Annotated in this window: 15 protein-coding genes; 10 read left to right on the top strand and 5 right to left on the bottom strand. The window is 70.0% G+C overall.

The features are described from left to right. Nucleotides 1-40: 40 nt before the first annotated feature. The 4 genes from OKJ99_RS00925 to OKJ99_RS00910 are packed head-to-tail and all read left to right on the top strand — an operon-like array spanning nucleotide 41 to nucleotide 4,974. On the top strand, nucleotides 41-1,345 hold the full coding sequence (locus tag OKJ99_RS00925; protein WP_326013649.1) for an extracellular solute-binding protein: 1,305 nt from the start codon (nucleotides 41-43) through the stop codon (nucleotides 1,343-1,345). Continuing rightward, nucleotides 1,342-2,310, top strand: coding sequence for a carbohydrate ABC transporter permease (locus OKJ99_RS00920; protein ID WP_326013648.1), 969 nt, complete (start codon nucleotides 1,342-1,344; stop codon nucleotides 2,308-2,310). Before OKJ99_RS00925 ends, OKJ99_RS00920 begins: the two co-directional genes overlap by 4 nt. Further along, nucleotides 2,307-3,158 (top strand): carbohydrate ABC transporter permease, encoded by an 852-nt coding sequence (locus tag OKJ99_RS00915; RefSeq protein WP_326013646.1) that lies wholly within the window; start codon nucleotides 2,307-2,309, stop codon nucleotides 3,156-3,158. The genes OKJ99_RS00920 and OKJ99_RS00915 overlap by 4 nt, the downstream gene beginning before the upstream one ends. Before the next feature lie 46 nt (nucleotides 3,159-3,204). Next, nucleotides 3,205-4,974 (top strand): glycoside hydrolase family 13 protein, encoded by a 1,770-nt coding sequence (locus OKJ99_RS00910; RefSeq protein WP_326013645.1) that lies wholly within the window; start codon nucleotides 3,205-3,207, stop codon nucleotides 4,972-4,974. A 94-nt stretch (nucleotides 4,975-5,068) separates the two neighbouring features. On the opposite strand, the gene OKJ99_RS00905 is transcribed toward OKJ99_RS00910, so the two are convergent. The 4 genes from OKJ99_RS00905 to OKJ99_RS00890 are packed head-to-tail and all read right to left on the bottom strand — an operon-like array spanning nucleotide 5,069 to nucleotide 10,293. Then, nucleotides 5,069-5,545 (bottom strand): (2Fe-2S)-binding protein, encoded by a 477-nt coding sequence (locus OKJ99_RS00905; protein ID WP_326013644.1) that lies wholly within the window; start codon nucleotides 5,543-5,545, stop codon nucleotides 5,069-5,071. 32 nt (nucleotides 5,546-5,577) lie between these two features. Further along, nucleotides 5,578-7,872 carry a molybdopterin cofactor-binding domain-containing protein gene (locus tag OKJ99_RS00900; RefSeq protein WP_326013643.1) on the bottom strand — a complete coding sequence of 765 codons (2,295 nt, stop codon included), beginning with the start codon at nucleotides 7,870-7,872 and terminating at the stop codon, nucleotides 5,578-5,580. An 8-nt stretch (nucleotides 7,873-7,880) separates the two neighbouring features. Then, entirely contained in the window at nucleotides 7,881-9,122 is a 1,242-nt protein-coding gene (locus tag OKJ99_RS00895; RefSeq protein WP_326013642.1) for an oxygenase MpaB family protein, read from the bottom strand. Between the two features lie 16 nt (nucleotides 9,123-9,138). Then, nucleotides 9,139-10,293 (bottom strand): oxygenase MpaB family protein, encoded by a 1,155-nt coding sequence (locus OKJ99_RS00890; RefSeq protein ID WP_326013641.1) that lies wholly within the window; start codon nucleotides 10,291-10,293, stop codon nucleotides 9,139-9,141. A gap of 252 nt (nucleotides 10,294-10,545) precedes the next feature. Here OKJ99_RS00890 and OKJ99_RS00885 point away from each other — a divergent pair, with 252 nt between their 5' ends. The 5 genes from OKJ99_RS00885 (at nucleotide 10,546) to OKJ99_RS00865 (ending at nucleotide 15,725) form a co-directional block, all read left to right on the top strand. Further along, on the top strand, nucleotides 10,546-11,190 hold the full coding sequence (locus OKJ99_RS00885) for a TetR/AcrR family transcriptional regulator (RefSeq protein WP_326013640.1): 645 nt from the start codon (nucleotides 10,546-10,548) through the stop codon (nucleotides 11,188-11,190). 137 nt (nucleotides 11,191-11,327) lie between these two features. Further along, nucleotides 11,328-13,196: an AMP-dependent synthetase/ligase gene (locus OKJ99_RS00880; protein WP_326013639.1), complete on the top strand. Its 1,869-nt coding sequence runs from the start codon at nucleotides 11,328-11,330 to the stop codon at nucleotides 13,194-13,196. Nucleotides 13,197-13,203: 7 nt separating this feature from the next. Further along, nucleotides 13,204-13,830, top strand: coding sequence for a TetR/AcrR family transcriptional regulator (locus OKJ99_RS00875; protein WP_326013638.1), 627 nt, complete (start codon nucleotides 13,204-13,206; stop codon nucleotides 13,828-13,830). A gap of 45 nt (nucleotides 13,831-13,875) precedes the next feature. Continuing rightward, nucleotides 13,876-15,018: an acyl-CoA dehydrogenase family protein gene (locus tag OKJ99_RS00870; protein WP_326013637.1), complete on the top strand. Its 1,143-nt coding sequence runs from the start codon at nucleotides 13,876-13,878 to the stop codon at nucleotides 15,016-15,018. 101 nt (nucleotides 15,019-15,119) lie between these two features. Further along, nucleotides 15,120-15,725, top strand: a complete 606-nt coding sequence (locus OKJ99_RS00865) for a dihydrofolate reductase family protein (protein ID WP_326013636.1) — start codon at nucleotides 15,120-15,122, stop codon at nucleotides 15,723-15,725. A gap of 37 nt (nucleotides 15,726-15,762) precedes the next feature. Here OKJ99_RS00865 and OKJ99_RS00860 read toward each other — a convergent pair whose 3' ends face one another. Further along, complete coding sequence (locus OKJ99_RS00860; RefSeq protein ID WP_326013635.1) at nucleotides 15,763-16,671, bottom strand: LysR substrate-binding domain-containing protein; 909 nt, start codon at nucleotides 16,669-16,671, stop codon at nucleotides 15,763-15,765. Between the two features lie 84 nt (nucleotides 16,672-16,755). On the opposite strand from OKJ99_RS00860, the gene OKJ99_RS00855 reads away from it, so the two are divergent. Then, nucleotides 16,756-17,694 carry an EamA family transporter gene (locus OKJ99_RS00855; RefSeq protein WP_326013634.1) on the top strand — a complete coding sequence of 313 codons (939 nt, stop codon included), beginning with the start codon at nucleotides 16,756-16,758 and terminating at the stop codon, nucleotides 17,692-17,694. Nucleotides 17,695-17,726 lie beyond the last annotated feature (32 nt).

The following is a 17,726-nucleotide window of genomic DNA, read 5'->3' as shown; positions in this document are numbered from 1 at the left end:
CCTCCCCATGACATTGAGCCGTAGAAGAACCTTGTCCTCCTTGGGTATCGCTGCCGGTACCGCCGCCGCTGCCCCGCTCGTCTCGGCCTGTTCCCGGGCCTCGGCCACTCCCCCGGATCCGGCCGAGGCGCAGCAGGTGCCACGTCACGAGACGACCATCGACTGGTGGTACAGCTCGGTGGCCGCCAAGGACGGTGGCGATCTGGCACCCCGCCTGATCAGCGCTTTCCGTAAGCGGTACCCGCAGATCTCGGTGAACATCATCAAGGCGCCCGCCAGCACCGACACCCAACGCTCGGCGCTGTCCACGCAGTTGGGAGCGGGCAGCGCGAGTCCCGACGTGTATCAGGGTGACATCACCTGGGCCGCCCAGTTCGGTGCCGCATCCTTCGCGCTGCCGGTGGAGTCACTGCTGGACGAGGAGGAGTGGCAGCGTTATCCCAAGGCCCTGCTCACCTCGCTCGGTTACCAAGGTCACCGGTACGCCTTCCCGCTGTATCAGGACCAGCCGTACCTCTACTACCGCCACGATCTGCTGCACAAGCACGGGCTGCGGGTGCCACGCACCTGGGAGGAGTTGATGCGCACCGCGCAGCGGGTCCAGCGCGCCGGGGACATCAAGCACGGCTTCGTCTGGCAGGGCAATGTCTACGAGGGGATGACCTGCAACGTCACCGAGATCCTCGCGGACGCCGGGGGCCAGGCGCTCTCCGCCGACGGCAGCCGGGCCACCTTCGAGGGACCGGCCGCCGAACGGGCCCTCGGCCTGATGCGGGACCTGGTGACCAGCCGTGTCTCCCCGGCCGCCGTGGCCACGTTCATCGAGCAGAACACGATCGACGACTTCACCGGGGGCCGCTCGCTGTTCCTGCGGAACTGGCCGTACGCGTGGGGGATCGCCAACGCTCCGGCCTCCTCCTCCGTGGCGGGACGGATCGGTGCCGCGCTGCGTCCCGGCTTCGAGGGGCGCGAGGGCGGGCTCGGCTGCCTGGGCGGCTGGTGCAACTACCTCAACCCGCACTCCCGCAAGCTGGGCGCGGCCGCGGCCTTCGCCAAGTTCATCGCCCAGGAGGGTCAGATGGTCCTGGCCGAGCACGGCGCGCAGCTGCCCACCACCCGCGAGGCTCTCAACAGCCGCTGGATCCGCGGCTCGAAGAACCCCGTCTACGCCCTGGCACCGGAGATGAAACTCGTCGCGCGCCCGACCCGAAATCCGTCGTACCCGCAGGTCAGCAAGGCGATCTACACACACGCGAACCGGGTCCTCACCGGTGTGCCAGTGGCCCGCGCGGTCGCCGACGCACAGGACCAGCTGACCGCCGCGCTCGCCGGGGAGTCGCTGTGACGGCCCCGGTGCGCACCCGGCCGGGCGCGACGACGACGGTGCCCGGCCCCGAGGCCGCGCCCCGGGGAGACGGGCTGCGCCGCCGCAAGGCACGTACCGGATGGCTGTTCACCGCGCCGACGCTCGTCGTGGTGGGTCTGGTGACACTCTTCCCGGTGCTGTACTCCGTCGTGACCAGCTTCGCGAAGATCCGCTTCACCTTCGGCGGCATGGAGGTCCAGGAGTGGACGGTCGCCAACTACGCGACGATGTTCTCCAGTTCCGCCTGGCTGGACTCGCTGGTGTTCACCGTCGGCTACACGCTGGGCACGGTCGCGGTGGAGATCGTGCTCGGCATCGCGGTGGCGGTGCTCCTTGAGCGTCTGGAGGCGGGGCGCGGCTGGATCCTGGCGCTGCTCCTCATCCCCTGGTCGCTGATCACCGTCGTCTCGGCGCAGCTGTGGGCGTATCTGTACGACGCCGGGTACGGGGCGGTGACCTGGCTGTTCGGCCTGGTCATGGAGGCACCGCCGGTGATCCTCGGCAAGCCCGTGCCGGCCGTCGCGGGGCTCGCGGTGGCGGACATCTGGAAGACGACCCCGTTCGTCGCCGTGATCATCCTGGCCGGTCTGGTGAAGATCCCTCAGGAGCGCTACGAGGCGGCCGAGATGGACGGCGCGAGCGCCTGGACGACGTTCCGGCTCGTGGTGCTGCCCGCCCTGCGACCGGTGATCGCGGTGGCGGTGCTCTTCCGCGTCCTCCAGGCCTTCGGCATCTTCGACCTGCCCTTCGTCCTCACCCAGGGCGGTCCGGGCACGGCCACCCAGTCACTGGCGATCCTCGGCTACAAGGCGCTGTTCCAGGACCTCAACGTCGGCCTCGGGGCGGCGATCGCCACGGCGACGGGGGCGCTGGTCGCCATCGGCTGTCTGCTGTTCCTACGGGCCTTCAAGATGCAGGTGGACGAGGGAGGGGTGGGCCGATGAGCCGCAGCAGACGACAGGTCACCGGGGTGCGCCGCTGGCTGAACGTCGTGAACATCGGGGCGTTCGTCCTGGTCCTCGCGGTCTCCCTGCCACTGCTGTGGATGGCGGTGACGTCCTTCAAGTCGGAGGGCGAGCTGGGTGCCTCGCCGCCCTCCGTGCTGCCCAAGGACCCCACGTGGGCGCATTACGCGCGGGCGCTGACCTCGGCCGGCTTCGACCGCTATCTCCTCAACAGCGCGGTGGTCTGCCTCAGTGCCACCGCCATCGTTCTGGGCCTCGGCCTGTTCTCCGGGTACGCGCTGGGACGACTGCCGCTGCGCGGTCGCGGGCCCATCATGGTGGCGCTGCTGATGATCTCGGTGTTCCCGACCATCGCCGTGGTCACCCCGCTCTACCTGGTCGAACGGCGGCTCGACCTGCTCAACAGCTACTGGGGCCTGATCATCCCGTACGTCGCCTTCCATCTGCCGTTCGCGGTGTGGATCCTGCGCAACTCGCTGCTCGACATCCCGCACGAACTGGAGGAGTCGGCGACGGTCGACGGCGCGTCCCCGGTCCGCACGCTCCTCTCCGTGATCCTCCCGCAGGCCAGGCCCGCCCTGTTCACCGCCGGGGTGTTCACGTTCACCGCCACCTGGACCGAGTTCCTGATGGCCCTGACCTTCAACTCCGCCGACGACTTCCGCACGGTGCCCGTGGGCATCGCCCTCTTCTCCGGGGTCTACGAGATCCCCTTCGGCACCATCTTCGCCGGCGCCATGGCCGCGACGGTTCCCATCGTGCTCCTGGTACTGATCTTCCGCCGCAGCGTGCTGTCCGGTCTGACCGACGGCGCGGTCAAGGGATGACCGCTCCCCGCCCCCTTCCGGCCACCCGACAACGTACGGAGTCCGCATGACCGACCACACCGACAACTCCCCGCAGGACGCCGACTGGTGGCGTCAGGCCGTCGTCTACCAGATCTATCCGCGCAGCTTCGCCGACGCCAACGGTGACGGCATCGGTGACCTGATCGGCATCACGCGCCGCCTCGACCACCTCGCCGATCTCGGCGTGGACGCGATCTGGCTGAGCCCGTTCTACCCCTCGGAGCTGAAGGACGGCGGCTACGACGTCGCCGACTACCGGGACGTCGATCCCCGTCTCGGCACCCTCGACGACTTCGACACGATGGTCGGTAAGGCCCACCGCCTCGGCCTGAAGGTGTTCGTCGACATCGTCCCCAACCACACCTCCGACCAGCACACCTGGTTCCAGGAAGCGCTCGCGTCCCCGCCGGGCTCGCCGGCCCGCGAGCGCTACGTCTTCCGCGACGGGTCGGGGCCCGACGGCTCGCTCCCGCCCACCGACTGGGAGGCCAGCTTCTCGGGCAACGCTTGGCAGCAGGTGCCCGACGGGCAGTGGTACCTGCACCTCTTCGCCCCCGAACAGCCCGACCTGAACTGGGAGCACGAGGACGTACGCGCCGACTTCCTGGAGACCCTGCGCTTCTGGTCGGACCGCGGCGTCGACGGCTTCCGCATCGACGTGGCCCACGGCTGCGCCAAGGACCTCGCCGGGCCGCTGGCGGACATCGGCCGCCCCCAGTACAAGGGCATCCACGACGACATGCCGCCGGGCACCCACCCGTACTGGGACCGCGACGAGGTGCACGAGATCTACCGGGACTGGCGCACGGTCCTCGACTCCTACAACCCACCGCGCGTCGCCGTGGCCGAGGCCTGGGTGACCAACTCCCGCAGGGTGCTCTACACCCGCCCCGACGAGCTGCACCAGGCCTTCAACTTCGAGTTCCTACAGGCACCTTGGCGCACTCCCGATCTCGCCAAGGTGATCGAGGAGTCACTGCACGCGGCCGGTTCGGTGGGCGCGACGGCGACGTGGGTGCTGTCCAACCACGACGTGGTCCGGCATGCCTCACGGCTCGGCCTGCCGCCCGGCACCGACCTGGAGGCCTGGCTGCGCGCCGACGGCCGCCTCCCCGAGCCGGACCGCGAACTCGGCCTGCGCCGTGCCCGCGCGGCCACGCTGCTGATGCTGGCCCTGCCCGGCTCCGCGTACATCTACCAGGGCGAGGAGCTGGGCCTGCCGGAGGTGGCCGATCTGCGCGTCGAGGACCTCCAGGACCCGGTGTACGGGCAGTCCGGCGGCCGCCGCAAGGGCAGGGACGGCTGCCGGGTGCCGCTGCCGTGGGAGAGCACCGGCCCGTCGTACGGGTTCGGGGAGGCGGCGGGCTGGCTGCCGCAGCCGGAGGGCTTCGGCACCCTGTCGGTGGCGGCCCAGGACCAGGACCCCGACTCTCATCTCGCTTTCTACCGGGCGGCGTTGAGGTTGCGCCGTGAACTGCTGCGACCGGGTGCGCCCGGCAGCGAGGTACTGGGCGAGCCCCGCCGGAAGTGGGGGCTTCCCGCCGCGGCCGAGGCCGACGGCGTGGCGGACACGGGTGACACGGCGATGGGAGAGGCGGAGCAACTGCTGCACTTCACCCGCCCGGACGGCTGGGAGTGCGTGGTGAACGTCGACGGCCCGCCCGCCCATCTCCCGCCCGGAGAGGTGCTGTTGGCGAGCGGCCCCCTGACGGAGGAGGGCCTACTGCCCGCGGACACGGCCGTGTGGCTGCGCACGGGCGGCGGTGAATCCACCGAGGCCGGAGCCGAGGGCTGACGGTTCGGTGGGCGGCCGTGCGCTCGGGCGGCCGCCCACCGGGGCGCGCCGGGTGACCCCGACCGCCCCTCGCCCCTCACATCCCCCTCCCCCGTCACATCCCCTTCGCGCCCTCCCGGATCGCCTCCCGGATCCGGAAGTACGTGCCGCACCGGCACACGTTCCGGATGCCGTCGAGGTCGGCGTCGGTGATGGCGCGGCCCTCGTCCTTCGCCCGGCGGACCACCGCCACCGCGGCCATGATCTGGCCGGGCTGGCAGTAGCCGCACTGGGCGACGTCCTGGTCGAGCCAGGCCTGTTGCATCGGGTGCAGGTCGGCGTCCACCGTGTCGGCGAGGCCCTCGATGGTCGTCACCTCGTCGTCGGAGGCCAGCTCCTTGACGGGGATCGAGCAGGGGTTGACGGCCTTGCCGTTGAGGTGGCTGGTGCAGGCCTTGCAGACGTTGATTCCGCAGCCGTACTTCGGGCCTGTGACGCCCAGGATGTCGCGCAGCACCCACAGCAGGCGTACGTCGTCCTCTACGTCGACCGTCACCTGCTCGCCGTTGACGCGAAAAGTGTGCTTGGGCACGGGTTTTCCAGTCTCCCTGATTCGTCGGTGGGTCAGATGGTGTGTTCGCGGCCGTCGGTCGGTGACTGCGGGACCGGCGGGACGGTCGGCTTGGGGGTGAAGGAGAGGGTGTCGTGGTTGATGGGGAACGTCGTCGGCATCGTGCCGGTCGCCCGCGCGTACGCGCACGCCACGGCTGCCATGGATGCGGCGACCCCCAACTCCCCTGCCCCGCCGGGCTTTTCGCTCGTGTTCGGCATGACGATGATGTCGAGTTCGGGCGGAGTATTCCACTGGCGCGTGTAGAGGTAGTTGTCCCAGCTCGCTTCCAGGAAGTGGCCGTCCTTCAGGTGCAGGCTCGACGTGAGGGTCTGCGCGATGCCGTCCATGAGGCAGCCCATCATCTGGGCCTGAAGGCCCCGGGGGTTCACCGCGAGACCCACGTCCACCGCGCACACCGCCTTGGTGACACGGGGCCCCGTGACGCCGTCACGGATCGGCCGGTTCACCGTCTCCGGGCGGCAGTCGATCTCCACCAGGACCGCGTTGACCGCGTGGTACTCCGTGTGCACGGCCACACCTTGTGCCACACCGTCCGGCAGGCTCCTCCCCCACTGGCCGACCTCGGCGACCTTGTCGAGGACCGCGCGCGCCCGCTTGTCGTGCAGGAAGTCGCGGCGGAACGCGAGCGGGTCCTTGCCCATCTTCGCGGCGAGCCGGTCGACGATGAGCTCGCGGGCGCAGGTCACGTCGGGCGAGTAGACGTTGCGCATGCTGCCGGTGTTGAAGCCCTTGTCCGTCTCGTTGAGGAGCCTGCTGTAGGCCCCGAACTCGTACGGCATCGACTGCGACAGCTGGAAGAACGTCTCGGAGAAGGCGAGGTCGGCGACCGGTAGCTTCGCGGCCACGGAGGTGAGTGCCTCACCGAAGCCCATGCCGAGGTCGGTGGAGACGCTGGTGTGCCGCTGCTTGAAGCCGAGCACCTTGTCGCCCGCGTACGAGGCGCGTACGCGCGAGGTGGCCATCGGGTGGGCGCGGCCCTGGCGTGCGTCGTCGGCGCGGTGCCACATGAGCCGGACGGGCTTGCCCATCTTCTGGGAGATCTCGGCGGCTTCGAGGGCCGCGTCGAAGAACAGCTTGCGGCCGAAGGAGCCGCCGCTCTCGGTGACATGGACGGTGACGGCGCCGACCGGGAGGCCGAGGCGGGCCGCGATGGTCTGCTTGGCGACGATCGGCGACTTGAGGCCGCCCCAGATCTCCGCCTTGCCGGAACGGACGTCGGCGATCGCGCAGTTGGGCTCCAGTGCGCTGTTGCCGCGGAAGTGGAAGGTGAAGCGCTCTTCCACGGTGCGGCTCAACGAAGGCAGCCCCATGGAGGGTTCGGCCTTCTTCAGCTCGGCGAGGACCGTGTCGTCGGACTTGCCCTCCGCCGTGCCGCCCCGCCACGACACCTCCAGGGCGCGTACGGCGTCGATGCACTGGCCGAAGGTGCGGGCGCGCACGGCGACTCCGGTGGAGACGACCGCGGCGTCGGTGACACCGGGCATGGCCCGTACCGCGTCGAGGTTGGCCACCGAGGCGACCTTGCCGTTGATGGTGGGAGCGCGGCACACCATGGTGGGCAGCGCGTCCGGCACGGCGAGGTCCATGGCGAACTTTTTGCGTCCGGTGACGGCGTCGCGGGCGTCGACGCGGCCCTGGGGCGTACCGATGACGGTGAACTCGTCGGCGGACTTGAGGCGCGCCGTGGCCTTCTGCGTCGTGGTCGCGGCGGCCTTCTCCGCGAGCTCGCCGATGCCGATGCTCTTGCCGGCCGAGCTGAGGATGACTCCTGCCTTGACCTTCAATTCGCTGACCAGCGCGCCCAGTTCGAGCGCCGCCGCGTCGAGGAGCCGGCCGCGCGCGATGGCGGCCGCCACCCGCACCGGGGTGTAGGTGGCGATCGTCGTGTTGGAGGCGCCGGTGAGCTGGTTGAAGAGGAGTTCCGGGCGGGCGTCGGCGAGCGTGACGTGCACCCGGTCGAGGGGTACGTCCATCTCCTCCGCGATCAGCATCGCCGTCGAAGTGGTGATGCCCTGACCTACCTCCGCGCGCGGCAGCGCGAAGAACACCGTGCCGTCCTTGTTCACCTGGATCGTGATGAGCGCGGAGGTCGGCGCGGCCGCCAGGGTCATGGCGTCGTTGAGGTCGACGACCTCCGTGATGTCGAGGGACGGCAGGCCGCCGGCCCCCGCCACATCCTTCGCCGTGGCCCCCGAGGCGGCCGCTTCCCTTACCGGTGCGAGTTCGGCCGCGGCGACCAGCGTGGGTGCCGCCAGTACGTAGCCGAGCAACTGTCGTCTGCGCATACTCTCTCTCACTCCGGCCGGTTCATATCCGGAAGGTTGATGGCGATCGGCTGCCCCTCGGCCAGGAACAGGAGCACGAACCGACGGATCGCCTCTTCCAATGTCCACATGACCGCCGGCACCCCCGGGACGGGGATGAGCCCCTCGCGGAAGGCCACGAGCAGTGGCCAGGCGCCCGCGACAAGCGGTTCCAGGATCGGTTCCTTGGACAGGCCGATCATGTCGCCGACCCGGCCGCCCAGCGTATACCGGGAGAACGCGCTGATCAGGGGGCGGGTCAGTCCCAAGTCCAGTTCGGCCACGATGCCGAGGAGAACATCGGTCAGCGCCTCGCCCTCCTTGGTGTGCGCGAGGATCGGGTCGAGGACCTGCTTCGACTGGGCGTTGGCGGCGTCCCATGTCTTCGGGATGTACTCGTCCTGGACGCCGAGCATGGCCGCGCTCACCTGCCACACATGCAGATACGCGTCCGCGTCGGCGGCGCTGATGCGCACACCCCAGTCCTTCAGCTTGCGCATGACGAAGGTGGCGAGGCTGTGCCAGGTGACGAGGATGTCGGCCTGGCTGATCGGGATCTTCTGCCCGCCGCTGACCTGTGTCCACGCCGGGGACTGCGGCAGCAGGTGCCGCACCGCCGCGTGCACCATCCGTGTCTTGACCGCGGTCACGACCATCGAGCCCTCGGGCTTGTAGGCGTCCAAGTCCCCGATGTCGTAGCCGAGTTTGGCGGTCTTGGCGATGCGGTCCTTCATGTCCGCGCCGCCCTTGGAGTAGTACACGGCGCGTGACTCGCGGGGTATGGCGGTGCTCATGAGGCCGCTGCCGAGGCCGTACAGGGCACCCACGTAGATGCCCTTGGTCTTGCTGAACTTGGAGCCTCGGTCGAGCTTGCCGGTGTCCGCCCAGGAGGGCAGCTTGCGGGCGTCCTCCATGAACGCCCGCAGGTCTGCCGGCAGTCCGTCGGGCAGCGGCTGGTCGTTGCGCTTCCATTGCGCGAGGAGGTCGTTGACCTTGGCGACTTCACCGCGCTTCATGACTCCGGCGATCACCGGGTCGGCCTGCTCGTCCCACACCCACTCGGGGTCGATGCCCGCGCCGGAACCGGCGATGGAGGCCTTCGGTGACCAGGTCCACAGGGACCGGGCGCTGGCGGGTGACGCGAGGCCGATCGCACCGAAGGCGCCCAACGCCCCACCCGCGAGGAGCATGTTCCGTCTGCTGAGCCCGTGCTGTCCGTCGTTTCCGTTCATCGCTGGTCTCGTCTCCTCAACGGCCGCTGGGCCGGTTGGTGTCGGGGATCTCGATGGCGGTGCCCTTGCCCTTCGTGAGGAAGGCGAGGATGTACTGGCGTGCCGCCTCGTCGACCGTCCAGGCGAGCGGCGGCACCAGGGGCAGCGGCAGCAGCCCTTCGCGGAAGGCGACGAGCTTCGGCCAGACCGTCGCGATCGTCTTCTCCCAGAACGGCTCCTGAGGGATGCGGTCCATGTCGGCGACCCGGTCACCGACGAGATAGCGGGCGAGCGCGTTGCACAGCGGCCGGTCGATCCCGCCGGGGCTGGTCTGTTCCGCGAGCTGGCCGAGCAGGATGTCGGTGAGCTCGACGCCTTCGTTCGTGGAGGTGAGGATCGGGTCGAGGACCTGCTTGGACTGGGCGTTGGCGGCGTCCCACGTCTTCGGGATGTACTGGTCCTGGACGCCGAGCATGTGCACGGTGACCTGCCACAGGTGCAGATAGGCATCGGACTCGGCCGGGCTCACCGGCACCTTCCACTCCAGCAGCTTGCCCCTCGCGTACGTGGCGAGGCTGTGCCAGGTGACGAGGATGTCGGCCTGGCTGATCGGGATCTTCTGGCCACCGCTGACCTGCGACCAGGCAGGTGACGTGGGCAGCAGATGCCGCACCGCCGCGTGCACCATGCGGGTCTTGACGGCCTGCACGACGCAGTCGCCGTCGGCGCGGTAGGCGTTGAGGTCGCCGACGGAGAAGCCGAGGATGCTCGTCTTGGCGACGCGGTCCTCCATGTCGGCGCCGCCCTTGGAGTAGTACACGGCGCGCGCCTCGCGGGGGATGGCGGTGCTGAGCATGCCGCCGCCGATCCCGTTGAGCACGTTGAGGTAGAAGCCGCGCGTCTTGTTGAACTCGGCCGCCGTCTCCAGCTTGTCCCGGTCGGCCCAGGAGGGAAGTTGGCGCGCCTTGTCCATGAACTCCCGTACGTCCTGCGGGAGTCCGGCCGGTGCCGCCTGGTCGTTGCGGGTCCAGGTGCGCAGCTGCTCGTTCACCTTCGCTACGTCGCCGCGGTCGATGACCGAGGCGATGAGCCGGTCCACCTCGTCGTCCCAGACCCACTCGGGGTCGACACCCGCGCCCGCCCCGGCGACCGAGTCACCCGGGGACCACGTCCACAGGGATCGGGCGCTCACGGGGGACGCCGCACCGAGTGTTCCCAGCGCGCCGAGGGCGCCGCCCGCGAGCAATATGTTCCGCCTGCTCAAGCCATCCATCGCTCCGAACTCCTCCTTGAGTTCCGTGACTCGCTCGACCGGCAACAGACCCTGCCGAGACGGCAGTTGCCTTGGTACGATGAAACACGTTGAGCATCTCTGTATCAGTACCACAGGGGAGCACAGACGAGGCATGAACGCCAGAGGCTTCACGCAATCAGGGAGGCACCTGTGGAACCGAACGTGCTCGAGCTGGCCTTCAGCGAATCCGCCGTCGAGGCCGACACCGCCGGCGACACGGACGAGGTGACCGTCCGGCTGCTCGACGCCGCGTACGAACTGTTCTGCCGGATGGGCATCAAGCGCTCGACGATGGCCGACGTGGCGCGGCTCGCGGGCGTCTCCCGGATCACCGTCTACCGCCGGTTCGACACGAAGGAGGCGCTGGTCGAGCACGTCGTGCGGCGTGAATTCCGGCGCTACTTCGAGCAGTTCGCGACCGAGATCCGCGGCGCGGACACGGTCGCCGACCGGGTCGTCCTGGGCTTCGTGAGCTCGCTGCGCGCGATCCGCCACAACCGGCTCATCGGCGGCCTGCTGGCGGTCGAACCGGATTCCGTGGTGCCGTCGATGACCACCGACGGGGGCCGCACCCAGTACGTGGTCCAGCAGTTCGTCGCCGCGCGGCTTCGCGAGGAGCAGCGGGCGGGACAGGTCGCCGACGGGGTGGACGTGGATGTGGTGGCGGAGATGATGGTGCGTGTCTGCACGTCGTTCCTGGTCGTGCCCAGCCACGTCATCGACCTGGACGACGACGAGCGGATGCGGGAGGTGGCCCGGCAGTTCCTGGTGCCGATGCTGGGCCCACCGGCGTAGGCCCAGCCACCGGAACTGGTCCCCGGCTACGACGACGCGACTTATTGACACAGCGCCAATAACGGTCCACGGTGGGCACCGCTCACGCACAGTCCGCCCCACCCCGCACGTTCCGTCGTACGTTTCCGGGAGCCGCCGTGACGTCAACAGAGCCGCTACGTCAGTCCGTTGACGGACTGACGATCACCAAGCTATTGCGCCGCAACGCCCAGGAGTTCGGGGACCGACCCGCCCTCACCACCGGCATCGGTCCGGACGCGGGCACCCTGACCTGGACCCAACTGCGCGCCGAGACCGCCGCACTCACCCGCGGCCTCGGCCAACTCGGCCTGAGCCGCGGCGATCGCCTGCTCATCGCGATGTCGAAGCGGGCCGAGCACTGGGTCACCGACCTGGCCGCCGCCCACATCGGCGCGCTGCCCTGCAGCACGTACGACACCCTGAGCACCGAGCAGATCGGCGTCATCGCCCGGCACAGCGCGGCCACCGTGCTGGTCCTGGAGGGCGAGGAGCAGGTGCGGCGCTGGGCGCCGGTCCTCGACGACCTGCCCCATCTGCGCGCCGTCGTCGTCCTCGACTGGTCGGCCGCACCCACCGACGACCCGCGATTCGTCAGCTACGCGGCCGTGCGCAATGCGCTGCCGCCCGACGACGCCGCCTTCGAGACGCTCACCGACGCCGTCACCACGGACCAGCCGCTGGCCCTCGTCTACACCTCGGGCACCACCGGCGACCCCAAGGGCGTGGTGCTCTCGCACCGCAACGTCATCCACGAGTCCGTCATGCAGGAGCAGTTGGTGCCGCTGCCCGAGCACCCGCGTTCGGTCGCGTACCTGCCGATGGCGCACATCGCGGAGCGGGTCCTCGGGATCTACATGCCGATCTGCAGCGCAGGGCATGTCACCATCTGCCCCTCCCCCGACCAGCTGCTGCCCGCGCTGCAGAAGGTCCGCCCGCACGGCTTCTTCGGTGTGCCACGGGTGTGGGAGAAGCTCACCACCGGCCTGCGCACCCAGCTCGCGGCGCTGCCCGAGCAGCAGGCGACGGCCCTGGCGCAGGCGCAGAAGACGGCGCTCGAAGTCTTCCGGCTGCGCTCCGCGGGGAAGGACGTACCGACCGAACTGGCCGAGCAGCTACAGACGTTGGACGAGCTGGCACTGCGCCCGCTGCGCGCCGCGATCGGCTTCGACGACTGCCTGCGGGCGTTCAGCGGCGCCGCGCCGATCCCCACGGCCGTCCTGGAGTTCCTGGCGAGCGTGGGCCTGCCCGTGTACGAGGTGTGGGGCCTGAGCGAGACGACGGGCGCGGCCACGGTCAGCACACCCGACGTGTTCGCCCTCGGCTCGGTCGGCCGCCCGGGGCCCGGCATCGAGGTCAGGGAGGCCAAGGACGGCGAACTGTTCGTCCGCGGCCCCGTCGTCTTCTCCGGCTACCTCCAAGCGGACGGCGACATCGCCTCCGGCACGGACGCCGACGGCTGGCTGCCGACCGGTGACGTCGGGACCGTCGACTCCCGGGGCATCGTCACCGTCACGGACCGCAAGAAGGAACTCATCATCACCGCCGGCGGCAAGAACATCGCCCCGACGAAGATCGAGTCGCTGCTGCGGGCACACCCGTTGATCGGCCAGGCCGTCGCGATCGGCGACCGGCGCCGCTATCTCACGGCGCTGCTCGTCCTCGACGAGGAGGCGGCGCCGCATTGGGCGCGCGCCAACGGCCTCCCCACGACCCGACTCGACGAACTCGCCGTGCACGCCGATGTGTTGACGGCGCTGGACGCCGCGGTCGAGGAGGCCAACGCGGTGCTCTCGCGGGTGGAACAGGTCAAGCGGTACCGGGTCGTCGCGGGCCCGTGGACCGCGGAGACCGGCGAGCTGACGCCCAAGCTGAGCCTGCGCCGCCGGGCCATCGACGACCTGTACGCGGCGACGATCGAGTCGCTGTACGAGCCGGACGAGCCGAATGAGTCGGACGAGTCGCACGCGTCCGCCGGCAAGGAGTAACGCGCCCATGGGAGGCAAGGCCCAGGCCACCCGGCGGCGCCGGATGGAACCCGACGCGCGCCGCGCCGAGATCCTCGCCGTGGCCCGCCGACGGTTCGGGTCCGCCGGCTACGCCTCGGTGTCGATCTCGGACATCGCGGCCGAGTCCGGCGTGGCCCGGGCCCTGGTCAACCACTATTTCGGCGACAAGCGGCAGCTGTACCTGGAAGTGGTGCGGCAGATGATGGTCATCCCGGCCTCCGTGTCACAGCGGCTGCCGCGGACCACGGCCGAGGAGCGCCTGGCCGTCTGCGTCGACCGCTGGCTCGAAGTCGTCGAGCGGAACCGGGAGATGTGGCTCGCGGCCATCGGCATGGAGTCCCTCGGCGACCCGGAGGTCGACCGGATCATGCTGGAGGCCGACGAGATCGCCACCGACCGGATCCTCGAAGCCGCCATGATGACGGACGTCGACGAGGACGCGGGCCGCGAGAAGCTCCGCGCGATGATCCGCGCCCACAGCGCCATGCTCAAGTCCGCGTCCCACGAGTGGCTGGAGCGCGGCACGCTCACCCGTGACGACCTGCACGTGATGCTCACCCGCTCGGTGCTCCACCTGCTGCACACCGTCTTCCCCGCGGTACGCAACGGCTGACCACACGTCACGTACACACCTTTCGTATTCCTCAGGAGACACACCATGCCCCGAGTCCTGTCCGATGAACGTGGCGATCTGGTCAAGGCCATCGCGGACTTCTGCGGTCGCGAGTGCGGCACGAAGGAACAGCGCGACAAGCTGACGGCCAATGGCGCGGAGCACCACAACCAGCAGCTGTACGAGAAGATGGCGAAGCTCGGCTGGCTCGGCATCGCCGTCCCCGAGGAGTACGGCGGCGCAGGACGCGGCATGGTGGATCTCTCCCTCTTCCTCCAGGAGACGTCCTACGGCCGGGCCCCCATCAGCGGTTTCGGGACGACGATCATCACCGCGGCGGCGTACGAAAAGTTCGGCACCGAGGCGCAGAAGCGCACCATCCTCGAAGGCGTGGTGAACGGCCGGGTCGAGTCGGTCTCGATGTCCGAGCCGGGCGCCGGTTCGGACGTGGGCGCGCTGACCTGCCGTGCGGAGCGCACCGCGGGCGGCTATCTGGTCAACGGCCAGAAGACGTGGTGCTCCAACGCGCACTTCGCCGACCACATCCTCCTCATCGCCCGCACGGAACCGGGTTCGGCGAAGCACGAGGGCCTGACCCAGTTCATGGTGCCGGCGGACGCCGAGGGCCTGACCATCAGGGGCATCGACACGATGGGCGGCAAGGAGGTCAACGACCTCTACTTCACGGACTGTTTCGTCCCGGACTCGGCGGTGGTCGGCGCGCCGGGGAAGGCCTGGACGCAGTTGATGGCGGGCCTGAACCTGGAGCGGATGATCCTCGCCGCGATGATGCTGGGCGTGGCGCGCCGGGCCTTCGACGACACCTTGGCGTACGTCCGCCAGCGCGAGCAGTTCGGCCGCCCCATCGGCTCCTTCCAGGCGCTCAAGCACCGCATCGCCGACATGGCGACGGAACTGGAGTGCGCGCAGCTCCTCCTGGACGACACCGCCGCGACGATCGACGCGGAGCCGGGCAAGGTGTTCCCCCGCGAGGCCTCGATGGCGAAGCTCAAGTGCACGGAGCTGGCGAAGCACATCACCTTGGAGGGCATGCAGATGATGGGTGGCTACGGCTATGCCACCGAGTACGGCATGGAGGCCCTGCTGCGGGCGACGGTCGTGTCGACGGTGTACGGCGGGACGAGCGAGATCCAGCGGGACATCATCGGCAAGACGTACGGGCTGTAGACGGGCTGTAGACGGCCGCGCGGTGCGGTGTGCTCCCGGAGGGTCCCTTCGATGAGTTTCCGGCGGTTGTCCGGTCTACCCGTCGACGAAGGGAGCACACCATGAGCAGGATCATCGTCTGTACGTTCCTGACGCTGGACGGCGTGATGCAGGCGCCGGGCGCCACCGACGAGGACGCCGAGAACGGGTTCGAGCACGGCGGCTGGCAGAAGCCGACGGACGACGAGGAGGTCGGCGCGGCCATCGCCGGCTGGTACGAGCACGCCGAGGCGATGCTGCTGGGCCGCAAGACGTACGAGCTCTTCGCTTCGTACTGGCCGACCGCCGATCCCGGCAACCCGTTCACCGAGCGGATGAACAGCATGCGCAAGTACGTGGCGTCCCGGACCCTGACGTCCGTCGAGTGGCAGAACTCCACGCTTCTGGAGGGCGACGTCGTCGACGCGGTGCGCAAGCTGCAAGCGTCCGGTGGCGGTGAGATCAACGTCGTCGGCAGCGGCGACCTCGCCCAGACCCTGATGGGCAACGGGCTCGTCGACGAGTACCGGCTGACCATCCACCCGGTCGTCATCGGCACCGGCAAGCGGCTGTTCGCCGGCGGGGCGATCCCCACCGCCCTCGAACCGGTCAGCGTCTCGGCGACGAAGGGCGGCACCGTCGTCGGCGTCTACCGGCCGAACGGTGAGCCCAGCTACGACAGCTACTGATACAGCAGCACTGATACGGCAGCTGCTGATACCCCGGCTACTGACCGGTCGCCCGGGACGCGGTCCGCTGGGCGAGGAGGTCGGTGACCAGTGCGAGCGGCGGCCAGCCCAGGCGGCCGTGGCGCCCGACGACATGGGCGCGCAGCACCACCTCGGGGCCGGTGAGCGGCAGCAGCCGGACCCCGGGGACGGTGGGGGTGTCCATGGGGAGCAGTCCCACTCCGAGCCCGGCGGTGATCATGCCCTGGACCAGGTCGAGGCTGTCCGCCTGGTGGGTGACACGGGGTGTGAACCCCGCCATGGAGGCCAGGGTGTGGATGACCGTCGCGTCGGAGGTGCCACGGGAGTTCACGATCCAGTCCTGCGCGCGGAACCCGTCGAAGACCTCAAGGGTGTCCGCCCCATCGGACACCTCGGCGTCGGCGGGGACGCCAAGGCCCCAGGGCGCGGTCCACAGCGCGGTGGTGTGCAGCGCCGGGTCCGGGTCCGCGGGGGCCAGGTTGTAGTCGTAGGTGAGCGCGAGATCGGTCTCGTCCGCCGCGAGCAGTTCCAGGGCCTCAGCGGGTTCGTGCTCACGGACGAGGATGTGCAGCCGGGGATGGCCGGCCGCCAGCTCGGTGACGAGGGGCAGCAGGTGGACGCGGATGGCGGTGGCGAACCCGGCCACCCGCAGTGTTCCGTTCGGCTCGGCCCCCGGAGCGAGGTCGAGGCGCGCGGTCTCGACGGCCGCGAGGATCACCGCGGCATGCTCGGCCAGTCGCCGTCCGGCCGGGGTGAGCCGCACCCGCCGCCCCTCCGGCTCGATCAGCTCGGCCCCCATCTCCCGGGCCAGCACGGCGAGTTGCTGCGAGACCGTCGAGGTCGTGGTGCCCACCGTGTCCGCGACCGCGCGCATCGAGCCCAGCCGGGACAGCTCCACCAAGAGTCGCAGCCGTCGTGTCTCCATCCCGCCATTGTCCAGGATCATCGAACAGTACGTCCATGATCGGCACGTGGACACGAACGATGCATGGGGCATTGACTATGGCCCATGAGTTCGCCCCAGCCCCTACACCGCTCCCGTCCCAGCGGCGCGCAAGCCGGATTCGCGATGGCGGTCGCCTCCATGTCCACCGTCCAGCTCGGCTCGGCCCTGACCGTCCCCCTCTTCGGCCAGCTCACCGCGCTGGGCACGGCGGGCCTCCGCCTGGGCTGGGCCGGTCTGATCCTGCTCGTCCTCGTCCGGCCCCGCCGCCGTGACTTCACGCCGTCGGACCTGCTGGCCTGCACGGTGCTCGGCGCCGCGACCGCGGGGATGATGGTGTTCTTCATGCTGGCCCTCGCCCACCTGCCCCTGGGCACGGCGAGCGCGCTGGAGTTCCTGGGCCCGCTGGCGGTCTCCCTGTTCGGGCCCGGCCACGGCCGCCGGATATGGACCGCGGCGGCCGCGATCGGCGTCGTCCTGCTGACCGAACCCTGGCACGGCGGCCTCGACGCGCTCGGCGTGGTGTACGCACTCGCCGCGGCCGGCTGCTGGGCCGCCTACATCCTGCTCACCCAGCGCGTAGGCGACCGTGTCACCGGCCTGAAGGGGCTCGCGGTCTCCATGCCCGTCGCCGGCGTGCTCGGCATGCTCATCGCCGCGCCCGCCGTCTCGGCCCACGTCACCTGGCCGACCCTGTGGATCATGCTCGCCCTGGCCGCCCTGAGCCCCGTCCTGCCCTTCGCCCTCGAATTCCTCGCCCTGCGCCGCCTGACCACGTCGGCCTTCGGCACCCTGATGAGCCTCGAACCCGCCATCGCGCTGCTGGTCGGCCTCGTCGTGCTCGGCCAGAATCCCGGCCTGGCCCCCGCGGTCGGCATCGCCTTCGTGGTCGCAGCCGGCATCGGCGCCACCCGCGCGGGCACCCGCCGACCGACGACGCCCGTCGCCGACACACCACGTCACGTACGGGAAGCGGAGTGCCAGGTCTCCGGCGCCGAGGCGTGAGCGAGCACGCCGACGGCCATGAAACCGGCAAC

This window comes from Streptomyces endophyticus (assembly GCF_035798155.1).
GTDB lineage: Bacteria > Actinomycetota > Actinomycetes > Streptomycetales > Streptomycetaceae > Streptomyces > Streptomyces endophyticus.
This window is presented reverse-complemented; position numbering and strand designations above follow the sequence as displayed.

What these genes read in the sequence shown, in the direction of transcription:
- OKJ99_RS00900 (WP_326013643.1), bottom strand. Translation starts at nt 7,872, where the DNA reads ATGCGCAGACGACAGTTGCTCGGCTACGTACTGGCGGCACCCACGCTG.
- OKJ99_RS00860 (WP_326013635.1), bottom strand. Translation starts at nt 16,671, where the DNA reads ATGGAGACACGACGGCTGCGACTCTTGGTGGAGCTGTCCCGGCTGGGC.
- OKJ99_RS00855 (WP_326013634.1), top strand. Translation starts at nt 16,756, where the DNA reads ATGAGTTCGCCCCAGCCCCTACACCGCTCCCGTCCCAGCGGCGCGCAA.
- OKJ99_RS00870 (WP_326013637.1), top strand. Translation starts at nt 13,876, where the DNA reads ATGCCCCGAGTCCTGTCCGATGAACGTGGCGATCTGGTCAAGGCCATC.
- OKJ99_RS00895 (WP_326013642.1), bottom strand. Translation starts at nt 9,122, where the DNA reads ATGAACGGAAACGACGGACAGCACGGGCTCAGCAGACGGAACATGCTC.
- OKJ99_RS00875 (WP_326013638.1), top strand. Translation starts at nt 13,204, where the DNA reads ATGGGAGGCAAGGCCCAGGCCACCCGGCGGCGCCGGATGGAACCCGAC.
- OKJ99_RS00915 (WP_326013646.1), top strand. Translation starts at nt 2,307, where the DNA reads ATGAGCCGCAGCAGACGACAGGTCACCGGGGTGCGCCGCTGGCTGAAC.
- OKJ99_RS00910 (WP_326013645.1), top strand. Translation starts at nt 3,205, where the DNA reads ATGACCGACCACACCGACAACTCCCCGCAGGACGCCGACTGGTGGCGT.
- OKJ99_RS00865 (WP_326013636.1), top strand. Translation starts at nt 15,120, where the DNA reads ATGAGCAGGATCATCGTCTGTACGTTCCTGACGCTGGACGGCGTGATG.